The 21592-nt window shown below is 67.1% G+C and carries 14 protein-coding genes; 11 read left to right on the top strand and 3 right to left on the bottom strand.

The window, feature by feature from the left end:
* The first annotated feature begins 148 nt into the window (after positions 1-148).
* Complete coding sequence (locus AC3QL3_RS12105; protein WP_492893893.1) at positions 149-1582, top strand: FG-GAP repeat protein; 1434 nt, start codon at positions 149-151, stop codon at positions 1580-1582.
* Positions 1583-1604: 22 nt separating this feature from the next.
* Here AC3QL3_RS12105 and AC3QL3_RS12100 read toward each other — a convergent pair whose 3' ends face one another.
* Both AC3QL3_RS12100 and AC3QL3_RS12095 read right to left on the bottom strand, forming a co-directional pair.
* Complete coding sequence (locus AC3QL3_RS12100; RefSeq protein WP_492893890.1) at positions 1605-2237, bottom strand: TetR/AcrR family transcriptional regulator; 633 nt, start codon at positions 2235-2237, stop codon at positions 1605-1607.
* 34 nt (positions 2238-2271) lie between these two features.
* A complete protein-coding gene (locus tag AC3QL3_RS12095) occupies positions 2272-2529 on the bottom strand; it encodes an acyl-CoA-binding protein (protein ID WP_492893888.1) in 258 nt (85 codons plus the stop codon).
* 133 nt (positions 2530-2662) lie between these two features.
* Here AC3QL3_RS12095 and AC3QL3_RS12090 point away from each other — a divergent pair, with 133 nt between their 5' ends.
* From AC3QL3_RS12090 to AC3QL3_RS12075, 4 genes are all read left to right on the top strand, one after another.
* Complete coding sequence (locus AC3QL3_RS12090; RefSeq protein WP_492893886.1) at positions 2663-4651, top strand: SDR family oxidoreductase; 1989 nt, start codon at positions 2663-2665, stop codon at positions 4649-4651.
* Positions 4652-4897: 246 nt separating this feature from the next.
* Positions 4898-7291, top strand: coding sequence for a winged helix-turn-helix domain-containing protein (locus AC3QL3_RS12085; protein ID WP_492893884.1), 2394 nt, complete (start codon positions 4898-4900; stop codon positions 7289-7291).
* A 190-nt stretch (positions 7292-7481) separates the two neighbouring features.
* The gene (locus AC3QL3_RS12080; protein WP_492893882.1) at positions 7482-10319 is read left to right on the top strand and encodes a choice-of-anchor J domain-containing protein; all 2838 of its coding nucleotides are present in this window, start codon (positions 7482-7484) and stop codon (positions 10317-10319) included.
* Between the two features lie 29 nt (positions 10320-10348).
* Positions 10349-11908 carry a choice-of-anchor Q domain-containing protein gene (locus tag AC3QL3_RS12075; RefSeq protein ID WP_492893880.1) on the top strand — a complete coding sequence of 520 codons (1560 nt, stop codon included), beginning with the start codon at positions 10349-10351 and terminating at the stop codon, positions 11906-11908.
* On the opposite strand, the gene AC3QL3_RS12070 is transcribed toward AC3QL3_RS12075, so the two are convergent.
* Positions 11905-13980 carry a 3-hydroxyacyl-CoA dehydrogenase NAD-binding domain-containing protein gene (locus AC3QL3_RS12070; protein ID WP_492893878.1) on the bottom strand — a complete coding sequence of 692 codons (2076 nt, stop codon included), beginning with the start codon at positions 13978-13980 and terminating at the stop codon, positions 11905-11907. The genes AC3QL3_RS12075 and AC3QL3_RS12070 overlap by 4 nt on opposite strands.
* 218 nt (positions 13981-14198) lie before the next feature.
* On the opposite strand from AC3QL3_RS12070, the gene AC3QL3_RS12065 reads away from it, so the two are divergent.
* The 6 genes from AC3QL3_RS12065 to AC3QL3_RS12040 all read left to right on the top strand — a co-directional run bounded on the left by AC3QL3_RS12065 (position 14199) and on the right by AC3QL3_RS12040 (position 21498).
* Positions 14199-14693, top strand: coding sequence for a hypothetical protein (locus AC3QL3_RS12065; protein ID WP_492893876.1), 495 nt, complete (start codon positions 14199-14201; stop codon positions 14691-14693).
* Positions 14690-17287, top strand: coding sequence for an EAL domain-containing protein (locus AC3QL3_RS12060; protein ID WP_492893874.1), 2598 nt, complete (start codon positions 14690-14692; stop codon positions 17285-17287). Before AC3QL3_RS12065 ends, AC3QL3_RS12060 begins: the two co-directional genes overlap by 4 nt.
* Before the next feature lie 245 nt (positions 17288-17532).
* Positions 17533-18126 carry an RNA polymerase sigma factor RpoE gene (gene rpoE, locus AC3QL3_RS12055; protein ID WP_492893872.1) on the top strand — a complete coding sequence of 198 codons (594 nt, stop codon included), beginning with the start codon at positions 17533-17535 and terminating at the stop codon, positions 18124-18126.
* The gene (locus AC3QL3_RS12050) at positions 18123-18815 is read left to right on the top strand and encodes a sigma-E factor negative regulatory protein (RefSeq protein WP_492893870.1); all 693 of its coding nucleotides are present in this window, start codon (positions 18123-18125) and stop codon (positions 18813-18815) included. Before rpoE ends, AC3QL3_RS12050 begins: the two co-directional genes overlap by 4 nt.
* A 3-nt stretch (positions 18816-18818) precedes the next feature.
* Positions 18819-19916 carry a MucB/RseB C-terminal domain-containing protein gene (locus AC3QL3_RS12045; RefSeq protein WP_492893868.1) on the top strand — a complete coding sequence of 366 codons (1098 nt, stop codon included), beginning with the start codon at positions 18819-18821 and terminating at the stop codon, positions 19914-19916.
* A gap of 139 nt (positions 19917-20055) precedes the next feature.
* A complete protein-coding gene (locus tag AC3QL3_RS12040; RefSeq protein WP_492893866.1) occupies positions 20056-21498 on the top strand; it encodes a DegQ family serine endoprotease in 1443 nt (480 codons plus the stop codon).
* Positions 21499-21592 lie beyond the last annotated feature (94 nt).

Here is a 21592-nt window from a genome sequence, read left to right as displayed (position 1 = left end):
GATGGAAATGCGCCGTCAACGCGAAGCGAATGCTGCCGCGCGCGCTGCGGCGCAGGCTCCGTCGCGAGTAGACCGTCGTGGCGGCGCGGCGAGGAAGCGGAGCGCTGAGTTCGGCTCACATCATTTCATTCATCAGGGGGTTCGCTTCATGGCAGGACGAATCAATACGCTGCAGCTTTCCTGCAGCCTCGGCGCCGCCTTGTTGGCTGCGCCCGCATCGGCGTTCGACGGCGGCGGCGCGCCGCTGGTGCGAATCGCTTCGTGGCAGGTGCATCCCGCTGCGCAGGCATCGGAACCGCTGTTTCGCGGCGTCGACGGCAGCTTTCCGCGTGGAGCGAGTCCAGCCTCGATGCTCGGTGCCCCAGCGTGGCAGGAGCAGAAATTCGTCGCCGCCGACGGCGCGGCGATGGAGCAGTTCGGATGGTCGGTTGCCGTTGTCGGCGAGGCCGCCTACGTCGGCGCTCCGTTCGCGACCATCGACGGCAATGCACGCCAAGGCGCGGTCTACGTCTACGCCAAAGTCGACGGCCGTTGGACTCAGGTGCAGAAGTTGGTCGCCGGCGACGGCATCGGCGGCGAGAATTTCGGCGCCTCGGTTTCCGTGCACGGCACGACGATGCTGGTCGGGGCGATCCGCACCACGATCGGCGGCAACGTGGACCAGGGCGCCGCCTACGTGTTTAACCGAGCCGACGGTTCGTGGAGCGAGGCGCAGAAGCTGGTGGCCGACGACGGCACGGCCTCGGACGACTTCGGCTACGCGCTGAAGATCGAAGGCGACACGGCGATCATCGGCGCGCCGTTCGTGAACGATCGTCAGGGTGCCGCTTACGTGTTCCAGCGCGCGGGCGGCAGTTGGGCGCAGACGCAGAAGCTGCTCGCCAGCGACGCCGCGGCGGACGATCTGTACGGTGCGGCGCTCGCCTTCGAGGGTTCGACGGCGCTGATCGGCGCACTGTCCGCCACGATCGGCAAGAATGCCGACCAGGGCGCGGCTTACGTGCTCACGCAAACCGACGGCCATTGGAACGAAGCGCAAAAGATCGTCGCCGATGACGGCGCCGGCAGCGACCGCTTCGGCACCGCGGTCGCGTTGTCGGGCAGCACCGCGCTGGTCAGCGCGATCGGCGCGACCATCGGTGGCAACGAAGGGCAGGGTGCCGCCTACGTATTCAGCGCTGCCGGCGGCAACTGGACTCAAAGCGGCAAGCTGGTCGCCGCCGACGGTGCGGCCAGCGACAACTACGGCTACGCGGTCGCCTTGCGTGGGGACACCGCCTTGGTCGGCGCGCCGTTCGCGACGGTCGGCGAGAACAGCGCGCAAGGCGCCGCCTATCTTCACGGGCGCACGAACGGCGCTTGGGCCGCGGGGGCGAAGTTCGTCGCCGGCGACGGCGGCGCGACCTCGTTCTACGGTTGGTCGACCGCGCTCGAGCAGGATCTCGCCCTGGTCGGCGCGATCGGTACGACGGTGAGCGAGAACCCGTTTCAGGGCGCCCTCTACGCCTACTCGGCGGGGTCCGCGGACGCGATCTTCTGCAGCGGTTTCGAAGACGCAGAAAGCGGAGCCTGCACACCGTAGCCGAGGCGCCGCAGTGGTCGTCTCAGTGCGCGTACGCGTGTGCGAGCGAGTTCAGATGCGCGCGCTCGGCTTCGCGCAGGAACGGTGCGATCAACATCATGATGCGATGAATGCCGCGATTGAGGTCGGTCTCGTCGGCTTCGGCCTTGCCTCCGCGCACGGCGGCGAAGCTCATCCAGAACGTCGCCACCAGCAGCACGTTCTCGGCCAGCGCGCGGATCTCCGTGGCGCTGGCCTTCATCGCGCCGGCGGCGACCAGTCCGCGCAGCAGGCCGGTCGTGCTCGCTTCGGCACGCGTCATGATCCGCGCGAAGCGCAGCTTCAGCTTGCGGTTGCGCGCGAGGATGTCGACCAGGTCGCGATAGACGAAGCGGTACTGGCGCAGCGATTCGAACACCAGGTGCAGTTGCAGCCAGATGTCTTCCAGATCCGGTGCGCGGCCTTCGGGTAGCAGCAAGGCCTCGTCGAGGCGCGCCTCATAGCGCGCGAACAGGTGCTCGACGATGTCGTCCTTGTTGCGGAAGTGGTAGTAGAGATTGCCGGGGCTGATGCCCAGTTCGTCGGCGATGTGGTTGGTGCTGACGTTCGGCTCGCCCTGCGCGTTGAACATCGCGAGGCTGGCGTCGAGGATGCGCTCGCGCGTGTGCCGGGCCATGCGCGGCCTCGCTGCGGCCGGAATGCGAACGTCGTCAGCCGGCGAGCTTTTTCACCAGGTCGACGTATTTCTGCTGCGCGTCTTCCGCCTTGGTGCCCTTGAGCTTGGCCCAGGCCTCGTACTTGGCGGTGCCGACGAAATCGAAGAAGCCCGGCTTGGGGCCGGAGACGTCGCCGTCCGATCCTTGCTTGTACAGCGCGTAGAGCTTGAGCAGGGTGTCGTTGTCGGGGCGTTCGGAAAGTTGCTTGACGTCTTCGGCGGCTTTTTCGAAGCGGGCTTTGAGATCGGACATGGACGCTCACCGGGCGCTGCGCGCGTTGTGGAAGCCGAGCTTACAACACGTCGCGGCGCTCTGCTCGGACGTAGCCAGCGTCGCCGATCCGGGTCTATGCTTGCCCGCACAACGAGACGGGAGGGCGTGCAGCATGACTTACTTCGTCACCGGAGCGACCGGCTTCATCGGCCGGCATCTGCTCGAGCGGCTGATCGAGCGCAAGGGCACGATCCATTGTCTGGTGCGCAAGGAATCGCTGGCGAAGTTCGAGGAGTTGCGCGAACGGCTCGGCGTCGACGACAAGCGTCTGGTCGCGGTGATCGGCGACTTGTCCAAGCCCAAGCTCGGCGTGACGCCGGCGGCGCAGCGCGCACTCGCCGGCAAGGTCAAACACTTCTTCCATCTCGCCGCGTTGTACGACCTCGCCGCCGATGCCGACAGCCAGATCGTCGCCAATGTCGAAGGCACGCGTCACGCGCTGGAACTGGCCGACGCGCTCAAGACCGGCTGCTTCCATCACGTCAGCTCGATCGCGGCGGCCGGGTTGTACTCGGGCGTGTTCCGCGAAGACATGTTCGACGAGGCCGAGGAACTGGATCACCCGTACTTCCGCACCAAGCATGATTCGGAAGGACTGGTGCGCAAGGAATACGCGCGGCCGTATCGGGTCTATCGCCCCGGCATCGTGATCGGCGACTCGCGCAGCGGCGTGATCGACAAGATCGACGGCCCGTACTACTTCTTCCGCATGATCAAGAAAATGCGCGAGGCGCTGCCGCCGTGGATGCCGACGATCGGCTTGGAAGGCGGTCGCCTCAACCTGGTGCCGGTCGATTGGGTCGCTGCCGCGCTCGATCACATCGCGCACAAGCCGTCGCTGGACGGCCACACCTTCCACCTGACCGACCCGGCGCCGCGCCGCATCGGCGAAGTGCTGAATCTGTTCGCGCGTGCCGGCCACGCGCCGCAGATGACGATGCGCCTGGACGCGCGCATGTTCGGCTTCGTTCCGTCCGGCGTACGCGCCGCGCTCGGCAATCTGCCGCCGGTCAAGCGCGTGCTCAACGTGCTGCTGCGCGACCTCGGCATTCCGGCTTCCGTGATGAAGTTCGTCAACTATCCGACGCGCTTCGACAGCCGCGAGACCGAGCGCGCGCTGAAGGGTTCGAAGATCAAGCTGCCCAAGCTCGAGGATTACGCCTGGCGGCTGTGGGACTACTGGGAGCGCCACCTCGATCCGGACCTGTTCGTCGATCATTCGCTCGGCGGCAAGGTCAAGGGCAAGGTCGTGGTGATCACCGGCGGCTCGTCCGGCATCGGCAAGGCGGCCGCGTTGAAGATCGCATCGGCCGGCGCCAAGCTGGTGATCTGCGCGCGCGGCGCGGATGAGCTGGCCGAGACCAAGAAAGAAGTCGAAGCGGCCGGCGGCATCTGCCACACCTATCAAGTCGATCTGGCCGATCTCGCTTCCTGCGACAAGTTCGTCGCCGACGTGCTGGCCGACCACGGCCATGTCGACGTGCTGGTCAACAACGCCGGCCGTTCGATCCGGCGCGCGATCGGCGCCAGCTTCGACCGCTTCCACGACTTCGAGCGCACGATGCAGTTGAACTACTTCGGCGCGCTGCGGCTGATCATGGGATTCCTGCCGAAGATGGCCGAGCGTCATCGCGGCCACATCGTCAACATCTCCTCGATCGGCGTGCTGACCAATTCGCCGCGCTTCTCCGCCTACGTCGCTTCCAAGGCCGCGCTCGACGCGTTCTCGCGCTGCGCGCAGGCGGAGTATTCCGACAACGGCGTCAGCTTCACCACCATCAACATGCCGCTGGTGAAGACGCCGATGATCGCGCCGACCAAGATGTACGAATCGGTGCCGACGCTGTCGCCGGACGAAGCGGCCGACATCGTGATCGAAGCGATCGTCGAACGCCCGGTGCGCATCGCCACGCGGCTGGGCATCTTCGCGCAGGTGTTCTACGCGCTGGCGCCGCGCGTCTACGAAATCGTCATGAACACGGCGTTCCGCCTGTTCCCCGATTCGTCCGCCTCCAAGGGCATGAAGGGGCGCGACGAGCTGGAGCAGCCGACTACCGAGCAGGTCGCCTTCGCCGCATTGATGCGCGGAGTGCATTGGTAGCGAACGAGCGTTTGCACGACGCCGTCGGGCGTCGTGCGCTCGTTCGCTGGCGAGCCATGGTCGAAGCCGCCCTCAGGCGGCTGAGGGCGAGGCAGGAAGCCGAGCGGGGGAGCGCCAAGGACGGCTGGTAACGCGCAGTCCATCGGAGCCGGGATTTGCGCCACTGAGCGCTCGTTGACCACGAACGACGAGCCGCCAAAGCAATACCATCGCAATCCGCCTACCTGGGTACGAGCAAGCACAACCATGGCGGCCAATCCCACGCATCCCGCGCGCCGCTACGCGTTCGTCGGCTTCCTCTTCGATCCGCGTGCGCGCACGCTGACGCGCAGCGGCGAACGCATCGCGCTGCCGCCCAAGTCGCTCGAATGTCTGGCTTACCTGCTGGAACACCGCGATCGCGCGGTCGGTCGCGATGAGCTGATCTCGGCGGTGTGGGGGCGCGCCGATGTCGGCTACCCGGTGCTGGCGCAGACCTTGTGGAAAGCGCGGCGCGCGCTCGGCGAAGGCGGCGGTGAGGCGTCGATCGTGCGCACGGTGTCGCGTTTCGGCTACCAATGGGTCGCGCCGGTGGAGTCGATCGACACGCCGTTGCCGGCCGCGGAAACGGCGGTGACCACCGATACACCCGCCGTGGTGCCGTTGTCGCCGGCAGAACACCTGTCGCCATCTCGCTCGCGCAATCCGCGGCGGCGACTCCTGCTCGCCGCTTTGATCGTCCTCGTCGGGATGCTGCTCGCCGCCGCGCTCTGGCGCGCGCGGCCCTTGTCGACGCCGCCACGCGTCACGCCGATAACCGATAGCACGATGACCGAGCCGAGCGCGCGATTCCTGGTTCTGCCGGTCGCGCTCGCCGCCGACAGCAGCGACAGCGCCTGGGTGCGGCTCGGCGTGATGGACTATCTCGCCGCGCGCCTGCGCGAGAGCGGTGAGGTCGCGGTGATGCCGAGCGAGCGCGTGCTCGCGTTGCTCGGCCAGCATCCGCAATTCGATCCTGGCGATCCGGCGCAGCTGATGCAGCTCAAACTGGTCGCCGGAGTGTCCTACCTGATCGCGCCGCGCGCCGAACGCGTCGACGGCAGCTGGAAGCTCAGCTTTGCCGTGTACGCCTCCGATTCGGTCGAGTCGGTCGACGCGCGCGCGGTCAATCCGTTGCAGGCCGCCAACGAGGCGGTCGATCGCGTGCTGCGCGTCGCCGGCATCGACGCGCGCCAGCTGGAGCTGCCGTCCGATCCGCTGGGCGAGTTGTTGCAGCGTATCGAGGCGGCAAGTCTCGCCGGCGACCACGCGCGCGCGCTCGAACTGGCGCAGTCGGCGCCGCCCGCGCTGCAACAGGACGAACGCCTGCGCGTGAAGATCGCGCAAGCCGAGTTTCGCCGCGGCCGGCTCGACGAGGCGGCGGCCGGCTTCCGGCGGCTGTCCGATTCCGCCGCATCGCTCACACCTACCACGCGCATCGCGGCGCAGCTCGGCCTGGCGGCGATCGCCGAGCGGCGGCAACGTTATGCGGAGGCGATCTCCGGCTACGGCGAAGCGCTGAACTTGCTCGGCGCACGCGGCGATCCGGCCCAGCTCGGCCAGGCGCACATGATGCGCGGCCTGGCCGAAGGCTACCTCGGCCAGGTCGACGCCTCGCTCGCCGACTTCGGCCGTGCGCGAGTGGCGATGGCGCGTGCCGGCGATCCGGCGATGCTGGCCAATCTCGATACCGTCACCGGTTTGGCCGAGCGCGCGCGCGGCCGCTACGCCGACGCGGCGGCGGCGTTCGAGCGCGCGACCGATGTGCTCGAACGCTTCGGCATGAACGATCGTCTCGCCAACGCGCTGATCGGCGCGACCGGCGCGCGCCTGGCCTTGCTCGAGTTGCCGCGCGCGCTCGCGCTCGGCGAGCGCGGCTGGAAGCTGGCGGCGCGCCTCGACAATCCGATCCTGGTGCGTTATCTGGCCGTGGTCCACGGCAACGCGCTGCTCGCCAACGGCCATTTGCGCGAGGTCGAGGCGCTGCTGCAATCGCTCGGCACGGTCGCTGCAGTCGACAGCGCCGAGGCGGTGCCCGATCTGTTGCTGTTGCGGGTCGATCTGCTCACCGCCCAAGCCAAGCCCGCGTTTGCGCCGGAGCAGCTGCCGCTGTGGCTGCAGCGCATCGAGCATCCGGCCGAGCCGACCTATCGCACCAGTCTCGGCGGCGCGATGCTGACGCTCGTGGCGGCCGCCGCGCGCGCCGACGACGCTGCGCTGGCCGAGCGCCTGCTGCAGCATCTGCGTAGCGGCGACGGCAGCGGCGACAAGCTGTATCCATTGGCGTTGGCTTTGCTCGAGGCCGAGACAGCGGCGTTGCGCAAGGACTCGGCCGCCGCCGCACGTTTCGCGGCGGCGCTAGCGGTGGTCGACCGCGATGCGTATCCGGACGCGCTGGTTTCCGTCTGCGTCGCCTGGGCGCGGCACTTGGAAGGCGCCGGCGATCGCGAAACGGCGACCATGCTGGCCGGTCGGCTGGCGCCGTTCGTCGAGCGCGATTTCCGCGCCGCGCGCGCCGCGGCCAAGCTCTATTGGCTGCTCGACGAACACGACCTCGCCGCCGCCGCGACCGTCGCCGCGGCTCGGCTCGCCGGCGAGCGCGATCCGCAAGGCTCTCTCTAAGTCGCTGATTTCCGACGCGGAGATCGCTCTTGTGTGCGTTTTGACGGCGCGGAGATCGTTTGGAGACGATTTTCTCAGGGCGCCTTCGCGCCGATGACCTAGCGTCGCTCGTCGTCTGCAAGGCCGCTCCGCACGACGGAACGGCGCTATCGGGGAAAGCGGCGCTGCCCGCACAAGAGGATCGAGAATCATGACGAGACAATGGAGTCTGCTGGCCGCGCTCTTGTACGGCGCCACGGCGATGGCGGCCGGCGCGAACCTGCCGCTGGTCGTGAACGAAGGCTTCGAGGAATTCGGAGCGGTCGGCGTCGGCATCTACGCGAACGGCTGGATGCGTCAGGACAACAGCGAGTTCGCGGCGCGCTACGGCGGCCTCGGGCACAGCTGGCATCGGCAATCGCCGTACGGCTACTTGGCCTACGATGCGCCGCCGCAGTCCTTCATCGTGCCGTTCAATCCGCAGGAGGTGCCGCAAGACGGCATCGTCAGCGCTTGGCTGTTGAGCCCGCCGATCGCGTTCGGCGAGTCGTTCTCGCTGTCCTTCCACGCCCGCAGCTTCATCGATCCCGAACTCACCCCCGCCATCGACCGCCTGCAGGTGCGCCTGTGCGGCAGCGGCGCCTGCAACGACGTCGGCGACGGACCAGATGACGTCGGCGGTTTCGACACCGTCCTGCTCGACATCAACGCGGACGAAGCCGAAGACGGCTTTCCGGGTGAGTGGACGCCGTACACGGTCGGTCCCGGCGCCGGCGTGCCGACCAGCGGCGTCGGCCGCATCGCGTTCCGCTACTACGTGCGGCAGACGCCGACGCATCGCGCCTCGGCGCGGCTGGGTCTGGACCGGGTGGTGATCGGGGCGAATCCGCAGGGCTCCGCCGGCCTGCGCCTGGCGGTGACCGCGACGCCGTACGACGCGGCCGCGCCCGACGCCTGCAACGGCTCCAGCCGCGTCGAAGCGACCCTCGGCGACCGCCTCAATCTCTGCTACGAAATCGTCAACGACTCGGCCGAGACCTTGCGCCACCACTGGCTGCGCGACGATCGCGTCGGCACGATCCTGAGCGACGATTCGCGCGAGCTCGCGCCGGGAGCGAGTTATCGCTACCACCGCACGATCACGGTCGGCCGTTCGGAGACCCTCTCGGCCACCGCGACGGCGCAGACCGAGCCGCAGGACTACCGCTACGACGACAGCCAGCCGGCCGACTACATCGATGCGCGCGACGGCGAGACGGTGGCGCCGGACGAGGTCGCGTCGATGCCGTTCGACTTCCGCTTCTACCGCAAGGCGATGGATCGTTACTGCATCAGCAACGACGGCGTGTTCGCGGCGGTCTCCAACGAGCAGTGTCCACAAACGCCCTTGCTCGGCGCGATTCCGGTCGCCAACGCCGACTACATTCAGAACAGTCCGTTCGCGGCGGTCTATGCGGCCAAGCTGTGGCCGCGCTACGGCTCGATCCATCGCAAGCTGATCGGCGCTGCGCCGAACCGGAAGCTGGTGATCCAGTGGTATCAGAAAGTACCGACCACGATTCCGCCGGGCCAGGTCGATCCGACCCTCGGCCTCGACGCCGAGCTGATCCTGCACGAAGGCAGCGACCAGCTCGAATTCCAGTACCGCAACACGCGCTTCGGTGCGCTGCCGCAGGAAGACGACGGCGGCAATGCCAGCATCGGTCTGCAAAAGGATCTGCACGGCGTCGGCTATTCGAATCGCACGCCGAGCCTGCAAACGGTGCGCCGCATCGTGTGGACGCCGACGACGCCGTCGGTGCACGTCGATTCGCGCGCGCTCGAGATCGTCGGCCTGGCGCCGCAACTGCGCAGCGCCGATTCGGTTGCCGCGAACCTGCCTACGCACGGCCGCGGGCGCGTTCAGTTCGACATCGGCAATGACGGCGAGGGCCGGCTCGACTGGTCGAGCGGCATCGCACCGGCGAGCCATGGCTTGTTCCCGCTGAGCGCGCCGACGCGGGCGCAGCGCGATCCGCTGCTGACCGGTACTGGGGAAGGCGAGACCCCGCTGTATGCATTCGATCTCAACAACGATTTCAGCGGAATCGGCTTCGGTTCGTTGATCCGTTTCGCTCCCGCGCATCCGGACTATTCCTTTGCGGACGGAGCGAAGATCGTCGCCAACCTCGACGGCCGCTTGATCTTCGCCATCGCGTTCGCCGACGACGATTTCACCCAGCTCTACGCCATCGACCACTACACGCACGAGCTGCTGCGCTGGCGCACCGCGATCGAGCCCAATCCGACCGCGCCGCCGTACGAAGTCATCGGTACGGTGCCGCTGCTGCTGAACCAGATCGCCGGCATGCGCCAGGACCCGACCACCGGCACGATGTATCTGGCCACCTCGGAAGGCGAGGGCAGCGCACTGTGGACTCTCGACCTGGCCACCGCTTCGGTGCAGCCGGTCGGCACCATTGCGAACGCGCCGCGTCTCGCCGATCTCGCCTTCGATACGCAAGGCCAGCTCTACGCCGTCGACGACGCGTTGAATTCGCTGCTGATGCTCGATAAGCACACCGCCGAGGCGGTGGTGATCGGCGCGCTCGATCCGGATGCGGTCGGTTCTCTCGCGCTCGACTACGACCCTTCGATCGGGCAGTTTTATCTGCTCTCCTCGACGGCACTGTCGGCGCACGGCAGCGGCGCGCTGTGGACGGTCGATCCGGCCAGCGCCGCGACCACGTTCAAGGCGGAAATCTTCGGCATCGACCGCGCCTGGGCCGTGTGGCAGTCGCTCGCGGTCGCCCGGCGCATGAACGCCTGCACCGCGCCGGAGCAGGTGCCGTGGCTGTCCTTGTCCTCGTCGAACGGCTCGATCGCCGCCGGCGGCGCCGCGCAGACGCTGAGCATCGACTTCGACGGCAGCGCGCTGGCCGACGGTACCTACAGCGCGAATCTGTGCCTGTACAGCAACGACCCCATGCAGCGTCGGCGAACCTTGCCGGTGCAGCTCTCGCTCGGCGCGGACGCTTTGTTCGCCGACGGCTTCGATTCCATCCCATAGCGCCGCCACGGCCGCCAGCGGAGAACCTCATGCGTGCTCACTGTCATCGTCTTTCCTTTCCCTCGCGCCTGCGCCCGCTCAGCGCTGCGCTGCTGCTCTTGCTCGGCCTGCCGACCTTGCAGGCCGCCACCCTCATCGTCGACAGCGACGCCGACGGTTCGGTCGCCGGCCGCTGCACGGTACGCGATGCCGTCGCCGCTGCGAACACCGATGCGGCGGTCGCCGGCTGCGCTGCCGGCAGCGGCGCCGATACGATCGAGTTCGCGGCCGGCGTCGACTCGATCACCTTGACCAAGCAAGCCGGCGGCAGTCTTTCGATCACCGGCGAGTTGGTGCTGGACGGGCAGGAGCGCCGCGTCGAATTGCGCCGCGGCGCCAACGACGCGACCTTCCGCATCATCGACACGCGCGAAAGCGCGCCGCTCACCTTGCGCTCGATGAAGATCAGCGGCGGCCGCTTGGACGAAGCCGACTTGTACGGCGGCGGCGCCGGCGTTCTGGCGCGCGGAAACCTCAGCGTCGAAAGCAGCGAGATTTCCTCCAACGTCACCAACAAATTGCAGGGACGCGGCGCCGGCATCCTCGCGCGCGCCGGGTTGGAATTGATCGACAGCGTCGTCAGCGGCAATGCGACGACCGGCCAGTCGTCTCCCGGCGGCGGCATCTATTCCTACTACCAGCCAGTCTCGCTGACGCGCAGTCTCATCACCGGCAACGCCACGCTCGAAGTCGGTTCGCAGGGCGGCGGCATTGCGACGCGCCAGGTCGACGTGACCGTGATCTCGAGCACGATCGCCGACAACTGGACCAGCGGCGACGCCGGTTTCGGCGGTGGCTTCCACGTGCCGCTGGCGACGATCACGCTGACCGACTCGACGGTGTCGGGCAACACGACCGAAGGCAATGGCTCGTGGGGCGGGGCCGGCTACGCCTACCTCGTCAAGGCCAGCGGCAGCACGATCTCGGGCAACTCGACCAGCGGTTATGCGTCCTACGGCGGTGGAGTTTTCAGTACCGTTTCGGAAATCAGCAACAGCACGATCTCGGGCAACTTCACTTCCGGTCCCAATTCCTGGGGCGCAGGCCTCGTTTTCATCCTCAGCTCGAATGTCAGCAACAGCTCCATCGTCGGCAACCGCGCGCAACAGGCGAGCGGCGGGGGCGTGACCGTCTGGGGCGTCGACCCGTCGGCGAGCATACGGCTCGACAGCAGTCTGCTGTTTGGCAACGGCGCGAGCGGCGATGCCGACGTCGCGCTGATCGATACGACTGGGGAGATGGGATCGATCGCGATCGTCGGCGACCACAATCTGATCGGAGCGCTGTCCGCCACGGCGACGTTTCCGGCCGATACGCTGCGCTGCGATCCGCTACTGATGCCGCTGGCTACCAACGGCGGCGCCACCCTGACGCACCGGCTCGGTGAAGGATCCTGCGCGATCGACGCCGGCAGCAATCCCGCGGCGCTGGCCAGCGACCAGCGCGGCGGGAGCTATGCACGCAGCTTCGGTGCCGCCACCGATATCGGTGCGCTCGAACATCAGCCGGCGGACGAGAAGCTGTTCGCCGATGGCTTCGACCCGCGCTAAGCCGCGTTCGTGCGCGCCGGCTCGCCGCCGGCGAGCGCGGCGTCGTCCCAGCCAGGACGCGGCTTGAAGCGCTCGCCGTATTTCTGCGCGAGCGTTTCGAGCTTCGCTTTCAACGTACTCGGGCCGACGTCGCGCACGTGCTGGATCGGGCCGCCGCGGAACGGCGCGAAGCCGGTGCCGAAGATCACGCCGGCATCGAGCAGTTCGGCGTCGTCGACGACGCGGTCGTGCAGGCAGGCGACCGCTTCGTTGAGCATGGGCAGCAGCAGACGGTCTTCGAGATCGTCCGGCGCGACGTAGCTCGGATCGACGTCGGGCTTCTGCGGCTTGCCGTCCTTCCACACGTACAGGCCTTCACCGTCCTTCTTGCCGCGCTTGCCGCTTTCGACGCGCTCGCTGAGCGTGGCTGGAATGTCGAGGCCGAGAAAGGGGCCCAGCTCCTTGCCGACCGAGGCGGCGACGTCGAGGCCGACCGTGTCGATCAGCTCGATCGGTCCCATCGGCATGCCGAACTTCTTCGCCGCCTTGTCGATGACCGGCCCCGGAATGCCTTCGCTGAAAGCGCGTGCGGCTTCGAGCATGTAGGGCATCAGGATGCGGTTGACCAGGAAACCCGGCGTGCCCTTGACCGGCACCGGCAGCTTGTCGATCGCCTTGCAGAACGCCAGCGCGCGCTTTTCGTTCGCCGCATCGAGATGGTCGTGGCGGACGATCTCGATCAGCGGCATCAGCGCGACCGGATTGAAGTAATGCAGGCCGAGGAAGCGGCTCGGCGCGGCGACCGCCTGGCGCAGCTCGTCGAGCGGAATGCTCGAGGTATTGGTCGCCAGCAGTGCGTCGGCTTTCAGCTTCGGCTCGTCGGCGCGGTAGAGCGCTTCCTTCGCTTCCGCGTTCTCGAAGATCGCTTCGATCAAGAGATCGGCCGACGCGATGCCGGTGCCTTCGACGTCGCCCTTCAGGCGCGCCAGCGCCGGATCAATGCGATCGGGTGTCTTCAATTTCTTGCCGAACAGTTCGCGCGCACGGTCCAGCGCCGACTGCACGTACTTCATCTCGCGATCCTGCAAGGTCACCTGGAAGCCGCGCAGCGCGCACCACGCGGCAATGTCGCCGCCCATCACGCCGGCGCCGACGACGTGCACGTGCTGGATACCGTGCTCGGCGCCACCGGCCAGGCTCTTGAGGCGTTCCTGCAGGAAGAACACGCGGATCAGGTTGCGTGCGGTCGGCGTGGTGGCGAGCTTGGCCACGCCGCGCGCTTCCAGCTTGAGCCGCTGCGTGATGCTGGAGCCGCCGCGGCGCCAGGTTTCGATCAGCGCGAACGGAGCGGGGTAGTGCTCTTTACGCGCCTTCGCCGCGGTCTGCTTGACCAGCATCGGCGCGAGAATCTGGCGTGCCGGCCAGGTGTTGGTGGCCCAGGCGGTGGCGCGCTGCGCGAACGGGCGCTTGCGCGGATGGCGGATCAGCTCTTTCGCGGTTTCGAGCAGAAGATCGGGCGAACTGAGCGCATCGACCAGACCGATTGCCTTGGCGTTCTCGGCCGAGGCTGCGCGTCCGGTCAGCATCAGCTCCAGCGCGGCCGGCGCGCCGATCAAGCGCGGCAGGCGCGCGGTGCCGCCCCAGCCGGGGAAGATGCCGAGCTTGACCTCGGGCAGACCGATGCGCGTGGACGGATCGCGCGCGGCGACGCGAAAGCGGCAGGCCAGCGCCATCTCGGTGCCGCCGCCCATGCAGGCGCCGTGAATCGCAGCGACGGTGATGCAGCGCAGCCGCGCCAGCTTCTGCAACACGCGCTGGCCGTTCTCGATCGCATCGAACACGCCGCCGCTGCGCTCGTAGCCTTCGAACTCTTTGAGATCGGCGCCGACCACGAAGCCGGCCGCCTTGCTCGAGCGGATCACCACGCCTTTGGGCGGCTCGAACGACAGGCGTTCGACGATCTCGGAAAGCTCGTCGAGTACGGCGCGCGAAAGAGCGTTGACCGAACTGCCGGCGCGGTTCAGCGCGAGCACCACGATGCCATCGTCGTCGCGTGCGGGGTGCCAATGCTGGAAACGCAGGCCTTCGAACATGACCGGCTCCGGGAAGCGTCAAGGGGATGGCTATAATCCCGGCTAGCCATGCGCCGGGTCAATGCGATCCGCAGCACCGTCCAGGGGCGGCGCTCCGATCCGATCCGAACGCGGCGTCGTCGGCGCGCCGATAACGGTCGCAGCGAGGGCCGGGCGATGTGCCGTAGCGTCGGCGCCGAACAAGGACGGGGAGCGCTTTCCCGGTCCGCCAAGGGGGAATGCGTGTGCTCGACAAGCAGGCCGAATCGTCGCTGACGCAGAAACTGCTCGATCGCATCATGCGCTCGCCGCAGCATTTGATCGCGCTGGATACGCCCAACGTCGCCGAGACCTTGGTGCAGATGCGCGTGTTGGCGATGCGCGGCGGCACTTCCATCTACGTCTGGGATCCGGAAGGGGGCATCGATTCGCTGCGCGAGAGCGGCTTGCACGTACCCGGTTCCAAGCGCATCGGCGACGCCTTGCGCTACGTGCTGCAGAGCATGCACTTCGGCATTTATCTATTTGTGGATTTCGGCGAGCATCTGCGACCGGCCGACACTGTATTGCTGCGACGCATTTCGCGCATGCAGAGCGCGAACGAGCGCAAACTGGTCTTCGTCGGCAACGGCTTCGAGTTGCCGGAGGAACTGGAAGGCATGTTCGAACGCATCGCCGCCGCCAACCGCGAACAGCCCAAGCTGAAATTGCGCGACGGGCGCTGGGTCGAGTGACGGAAGCCGAAGACAGCGGCGCCGTCCTGGTTGTCGCGAGCGATCGCGAGGACCGCCGCCTGCTGTTCGATGCGCTCGACGCGCAAGGTTTCGACGCGATCTACTCGGCGCGCGACCTCGGCCAGGCACGCGGTTTCCTCGAGCAGGACCCGCAGATCGACCTGGTGCTGCTGGAGTTCCAGGGCGAAGCGGTCGACGCGCTCGCCTTCTGCGGAGAATTGCGCCAGTACCGCCCGGGTGCACCGGTGCCGGTGATCGGGCTCTTGGCCGGCTCGCCCGGCGCGCTGCGCTGGCGCCGCGGCGGCGAGCCGCCCGGGGTGGTCGACTGGATCGCCTTGCCGGCGGTGGCCGAAGACGCACGCAAGCGCATCCGCAACGCGATGAGCGGACGCGACCAGCGCGTACCGACCTCGATCAGCGGCGGCGTCGACCGCTACCAGTTCGCCTTCGACGGCAGCTTGGACGAGCTGGCCGTGGTCGATCCGGCCAGCGGCCGCATCCTCGACGTGAACACCGCCTTCGTGCAGCGCTCGGGCTATTCGCGCGCGCAGCTGCTGGCCGGCGACATCGAGAGCTTCGACGTGGCGCTGACGCCGGAGCGTCGCGCCGAAGCCGCTGCCACCCTCGGCCGCGAAGGCGGCGTGCAGTTGCGCGGACGCAAGCCGCGCGCGGACGGCTCCACTTATGCAGTCGACGTGCACATGCGGCTGGCCGTGCAGGACGGCCGGCTGGTGCATTTTTATCTGTTTCGCGAACTGGGCGAGCTCGGTCGGTATCAGGAGGCCTTGCACGCGCTCGGCCGCGTCGCCGCCGCCGGTGCCGGCGGCGACAACTTCGACACCGCCGTGCAGGCGATGGTCGACTGGCTCGCACTGGACTACTTGGCCGTGGTCGAAGCTTTGCCCGAGCACGTCGGCGAAGTGCAGCCACTGAGCGTGTTCCACCGCTTCGGTTTGGCCGAAAGCATGCCCGATCCCTTACGCCAACCGAGCCTCAAGCGCGTGCTCGGTGGCCGCGAAATCTTGTTGACCACCGACGCCTGGAGCGCGGTCGGCGACGATGCCTTCGTGCGCGAACGGCGCTTCGAGTGCCTGATCGGCCTGCCTCTGATCGGCGAACGCCGAACGGGCCTCGGCGCCTTGCTGATGGCGCGGCGCGAGGCGCTGGAAGCGACCGACGCGACCATCGAAGGATTGCGCGTGTTCGCTCATGCGCTGGCGGTCGAGCTGGAGCTGCGGCGTGCGCGCGAGCAGGGTCGGGTGACCGGACTGATGGACCCGCTGACCGGTCTGCCGAACCGGCTGCTGTTCAACGATCGCCTGAATTCGGCGATCCACGAAGCGCACCGCAGCAGCGAGATGTTCGCGGTGATGTTCGTCGATCTGGACCGCTTCAAGACGATCAACGACTCGCTCGGCCATCCGGTCGGCGATCAGGTGCTGGTGGCGGTCGCCAAGCGTCTGCGTGCCAGCGTGCGCGCCTCCGATACGGTTGCGCGCTACGCCGGCGACGAGTTCACCCTGATCCTGCGCCACATCGTGCAGCGCGAAGACGTGGTACGCATCGCCGAGAAGATCGTGCGCGCGATGGAGGCGCCGCTGACCCTGGCCGGCGGGCTCGAACTCAGCATCACCGCTTCGCTCGGTCTCAGCTTCTATCCGGACGACGCCAGCGACACCGAACGTTTGCTGAAGTACGCCGACATCGCGATGTACTCGGCCAAGGGTATGGGGCGCAACAACTTCCAGGCCTATGTCGCGGTGCCGGAAGAATCTCATCAGCAGCGTCTCGCGCTCGAAGCCAAGCTGCGTCAGGCGGAGAAGAACGGCGAATTGCGCGTGTTCTATCAGCCGCAGATCGACGGACGCAGCGAAGACATCGTCGGCATGGAGGCGCTGATCCGCTGGGAGCATCCCGAGCTCGGCATGATCAGCCCCGGTTTCTTCGTTCCGCTGGCGGAGGAGTCCGGCCTGATCGTCCCGATCGGCGAATGGGTGCTGCGCGCCGCCTGTCGCGACGCGCACCGCTGGCACATGCGTTTCGGCTTGCCGCTGCGCATCGGCGTGAACTTGTCGGCGCTGCAGCTGCGCCAGCCGAACCTGGTCGCCCTGGTCGAGTCGATCGTGGCGGAGACCGGCCTCGATCCGCGTCTGCTCGATCTGGAGGTCACCGAAAGCATCAGCGTGAAGACCATCCCGCGCTTGCTCGAAACCTTGCACGGGCTGCGCGAGCTCGGTTGCGCGATCTCGATCGACGACTTCGGTACCGGGCAGTCCTCGCTCGACTACATCCGTCGTTTCCCGGCCGATCGCATCAAGATCGACCAGGCCTTCGTGCGCAACATCGGCATCGATCCGGACGACGAGGCGATCGTGCAGGCGACCATCGCGATGGCGCACAATCTCAATCGGGAAGTGGTCGCGGAAGGGGTGGAGATCGAGCAGCACTTGGACTTTCTGCGCGAACAGGGTTGCGAGGTGCTGCAAGGCTTCCTGTTCTGCCGGCCGCTGCCGGCGGCGAGCTTCGAGAACCTGCTGCAGGAGCGGGAGCGATTGCTCGGAGGAAGACAACAGGCTCCCCCCGCGCACGGTTGAGCGGGATTTCGGGCGGCCCCATCTAGCCTTGCCGCCGTCGCGGCTGCGGCGGGCGACTGGATGCTCGAAATCCGCTCGAACTTCTACGTACACTGCAGTCCCTGCGCCCCGTGCGCGCCCGCACGGCCGTGGTTCGCCCGTCTCGAAGGCGGGTTCCTGCGCGTTGGCGCCCACGAAACTATTTGCCCCGGCCATGGTCAGTCGAATATGCCTGACCGAGTCGGCAACGAAGGAGAACGGCCCGGATGGGCGAAAGCGACTTGGATCAAGCGCTGGTCGAGCGTGTCCAGAACGGCGACAAGCGCGCGTTCGACCTCTTGGTCAGGAAGTACCAACATAAGCTGGTCAGCGTCATCTCGCGCTACGTCAATGACTGGAGCGAGTGTCAGGACGTGGCCCAGGAGGCGTTCGTGCGCGCTTATCGCGCGATCGGTTCGTTCCGCGGCGACGCCCAGTTCTATACCTGGATGTACAAGATCGCGATCAACACGGCCAAGAACTACTTGGTGTCGCAAGGCCGGCGACCGCCGACCGAGGACGTGGCAGTGGAAGACGCCGTCTTGTTCGACGGCGCCACCCGTCTGCACGAGTCGGCGACGCCCGAACGCGAACTCATGCGCCAGGAAATTGAACGAACCGTGTTCGCCACGGTCGAAGCCCTGCCCGAGGAACTGAAGACGGCCATCACCCTGCGCGAAGTGGACGGCCTGAGTTACGAGGAAATCGCGGAAACGATGAATTGCCCGATCGGAACGGTCCGTTCGCGCATCTTTCGCGCCCGCGAAGCGATCGACCAACAATTGCGCCCGCTGTTGTCGGAAGGAAGCAAGACGGCATGACCCAAGACGCCATGAACCAGACGATCAACGAACAGCTATCGGCTTTGATGGACGGCGAACTCGAACGCGATCAGACGCGTTTCCTGCTCAAGCGCATCGAAGCCGACCACGAGCTGCCGCAGCGCTGGACGCGCTACCACCTCGTACGCCAGACCCTGCGACGGCAGGAAATGCCGACCTTGTCGGTCGATTTCACCGAGCGGGTGATGGCGACGATCGAAATCGAGCCGACCGCCCACGCACGCGTGCAGCCGGTATGGCTGCGCTGGGGCGCCGGCGGTGCGATCGCGGCGTCCGTCGCGGTCGTCGCCTTGATGCTGGCGAAACCGCCGACCTCCGAGCCGGAACGCTCCGGACTGGCCGCAAGAACCCCGACATCGCCGGCTTCCACGCAGCTGGCCGCGGCACCGGCCGCACCCGTTTCGGTCGCACCGCGGACGCAGGCCGGCGCTGATTTCCGGCCGCCGCTGCTGGCGCCGGCGACGCCGATCGAAACCGCACCGGCCAACTTCGGCACCGATCTGACCCAGCCGATCGCGACCGATCCGCGTATGCAGTCGTATCTGATCCGTCACTATCAGACCGCCGGCGCGGCGGGCCAGACCGCCTTCGTGCCGTACGTGCTGCTGGTCGCACCGCAACGCGAATCGGTACAAGCGGCCGGCGCACAGACTCCGCAGAACCGCTGATCGATGCGCAAGCTCTTCGGCGGTGTTGCGAAGACGTATTTCGAAGAGGCCCTCGTTCTTAACGACGACGATCGTGGGCCTGGCGTGTACGCAATAGTCAATGGTGCGCGCGACGAGGGGCGAGGGCGCTTCGGGCACGTCGCTTTCGTTCTGTATTTTGCGCTCGCGCTCGCCTTCGGTCTGATCTCGACGCGGCTGCACGCGCAAGACGAGGCTGTTGCAGAGAATTTGTTGCAATCCATGTCGGCGGCATTGCGCACGCTCGACTATCAAGGCGTGTTCGTCTACGAGCACAACGGAGAAATCGACGCGTTGCGCCTGTTTCACGAGGGCGGCAATCAAGAACGCGAGCGATTGATCAGCGTCAGCGGTCCGCGCAGCGAGGTGCTGCGCGACGGCAGCCTGATTACCTGCGTGCAGGATGGCCGCCCGACCGTGCTGTTCCCCAATCGCGTCGGTTCGCGCCTGCTGCCGCTGGTGCCCGACACGCGTGGTCGCGCCTTCGGCAAGCTGTACGCGCTCGGCTTGGACGGCGAGGACCGCGTCGCCGGGTATCGCGCGCAGGTCGTCGAAATCCTTCCGCGCGACGCTTACCGCTACGGTTATCGGCTCTGGCTGGAGCAGGATTCCAAACTGCTGCTGCGTTCGACCGTGATCGATTCGGCGCGGCGTTCGCTCGAACAGTTCATGTTCGTCTCGCTCGACATTCACGCCAAGCCGAAAGCCGGTGATCTCGCGCTGCCTCCTGGCATCGGGGTTGGCGCCGCACCGGACGAGGCCCCGCTGACTTCCGCGCCGCGCTGGCGTATCACTGACCCGGCGCCGGGTTTTCTGTACTTGCGCGGGTATCGGCCGACACAGGAGCCGAGTCAGGCGGAGCACTACGTTTACACCGACGGCATCGCCAATGTTTCGGTGTATGTGGAGCCGCGCGACTCCCGCCAGGCGCCGGCGCAGGACAGCGCGTTGAAGCGAGGCTTGCTCAGCGTCTACTCGCGCGACGATGGCGATTGGAAGATCACCGTGCTCGGCGACGTGCCGCAAGCGACCGTGCAGCGCATGGGGCGCTCGGTGCAACCCGTCCCTTCTTCGGCGCCGTAGTTTCGATCTGAAGCGAGTCTGAGCGAGATGGACTGCATCGCTCGTCGCGGCGGAACTTTGCGCGGTAGGCTTCATCCAAGCGCGCAATCCGGGTCGTAGCGGCCCGTTTCATCCAACCAGGGAAACAAGAGGTGGTGTCATGACGTACATGAGGAGCGGGACGCTCTCCCGCTGGTTCGGCGCGGTGGCGTTGGCGAGCGTGCTGGTCACGCCGGCGATGGCGGTCGACCTGCCCGATTTCACCGGACTGGTCGAGAAGTACGGCCCCGCCGTCGTCAACGTGCAGGCGAGCGGCAATCCGGACAAGCAATCCGACCAGGATCAAGGCCAGGGCCAAGGTCCCGATCAGCAGGACGTGCCGGAGATCTTCCGCCGCTTCTTCGGTCCGATGCCCAATCCGCGCGGCGGCGAGCGTTTGTCGATGGGCTCGGGTTTCATCATTTCGCAGGACGGCTACGTGCTGACCAACAATCACGTCGTCGACGGCGCCGACAACGTGACCGTGCATCTGCCCGATCGCCGCGAATTCGACGCCAAGGTGGTCGGTACCGATGCGCAATACGACATCGCGTTGTTGAAGATCGAGGCCAGCGGCCTGCCGGCGGTCAGCGTGGGCGATTCGAAGATGCTCAAGGCCGGTCAATGGGTCGTCGCGATCGGCTCGCCGTTCGGCTTCGACCACTCGGTCACCGCCGGCATCGTCAGCGCGGTAGGCCGCAACTTCGGTGGTATCGACCAGCAGTACGTGCCCTTCATCCAGACCGACGTGCCGATCAATCGCGGCAACTCGGGCGGTCCGCTGTTCAATTTGGCGGGGCAGGTCGTCGGCATCAATTCGCAGATCTTCTCCAACACCGGCGGCTTCATGGGCGTGTCGTTCGCGATTCCCATCGACATCGCGATGAATGCGGTGGACCAGCTCAAGACCAGCGGTCGCGTCACCCGCGGCATGATCGGCGTGCAGATCCAGAACGTCGATCGCGACAAGGCGAAGGCGCTCGGCCTGCCGCGCGGCGGCGGTGCCTTGGTCAACCAGGTCACCCCGGGCAGCGCCGCCGACAAGGCCGGCGTGCAGCTCGGCGACGTGATTCTCGCGTTCGCCGGCCGCGACATCGTCACCTCGCCCGATTTGCCGCCGCTGGTCGGTTCGACCAAGCCCGGCACCAAGGCCGACCTCAGCATCTGGCGCGACGGCAAGACCTTGACTATCCCGGTCACGGTCGGCGAGCAGCCCGCCGACGGCAAGTCGCTCGCGAACGCGCGCGACGGCGCCACCGGCGCGGCCAACAATCCGCTCGGCATCGTGGTCGAGGAAGTAAGCGCGGAGCAGCGCAAGCAGCTCGGCATCACCGGCGGCGACGGCGTGGTGGTCACGCGCCTGACCGGCGCCGGCGCTCGCCGCTCTGGTCTCGCTCCGGGCGACGTCATCCTGATGGTCGGGCGCAAGTCGGTGAAGTCGGTGAGCGATTTCACCGCCGCGACCAAGGACGCCAAGCCGGGCGATTCGGTCATGCTGCTGGCACGACGCGGCGATCAGACGCAATTCCTCGCCGTGACCGTACCGAAGGCGAAGAGCGGCTGAGGCAGGTGCGGGCCGGCGCTGCGGGCGCCGGCCTGTACTGCCCTCGAAAAACGGGACCGCGAGGTCCCGTTTTCTTTTGTTGGCGCCATCGGAC

It is taken from the genome of Dokdonella sp. GW821-FHT11D02, assembly GCF_058808595.1.
This window is presented reverse-complemented; position numbering and strand designations above follow the sequence as displayed.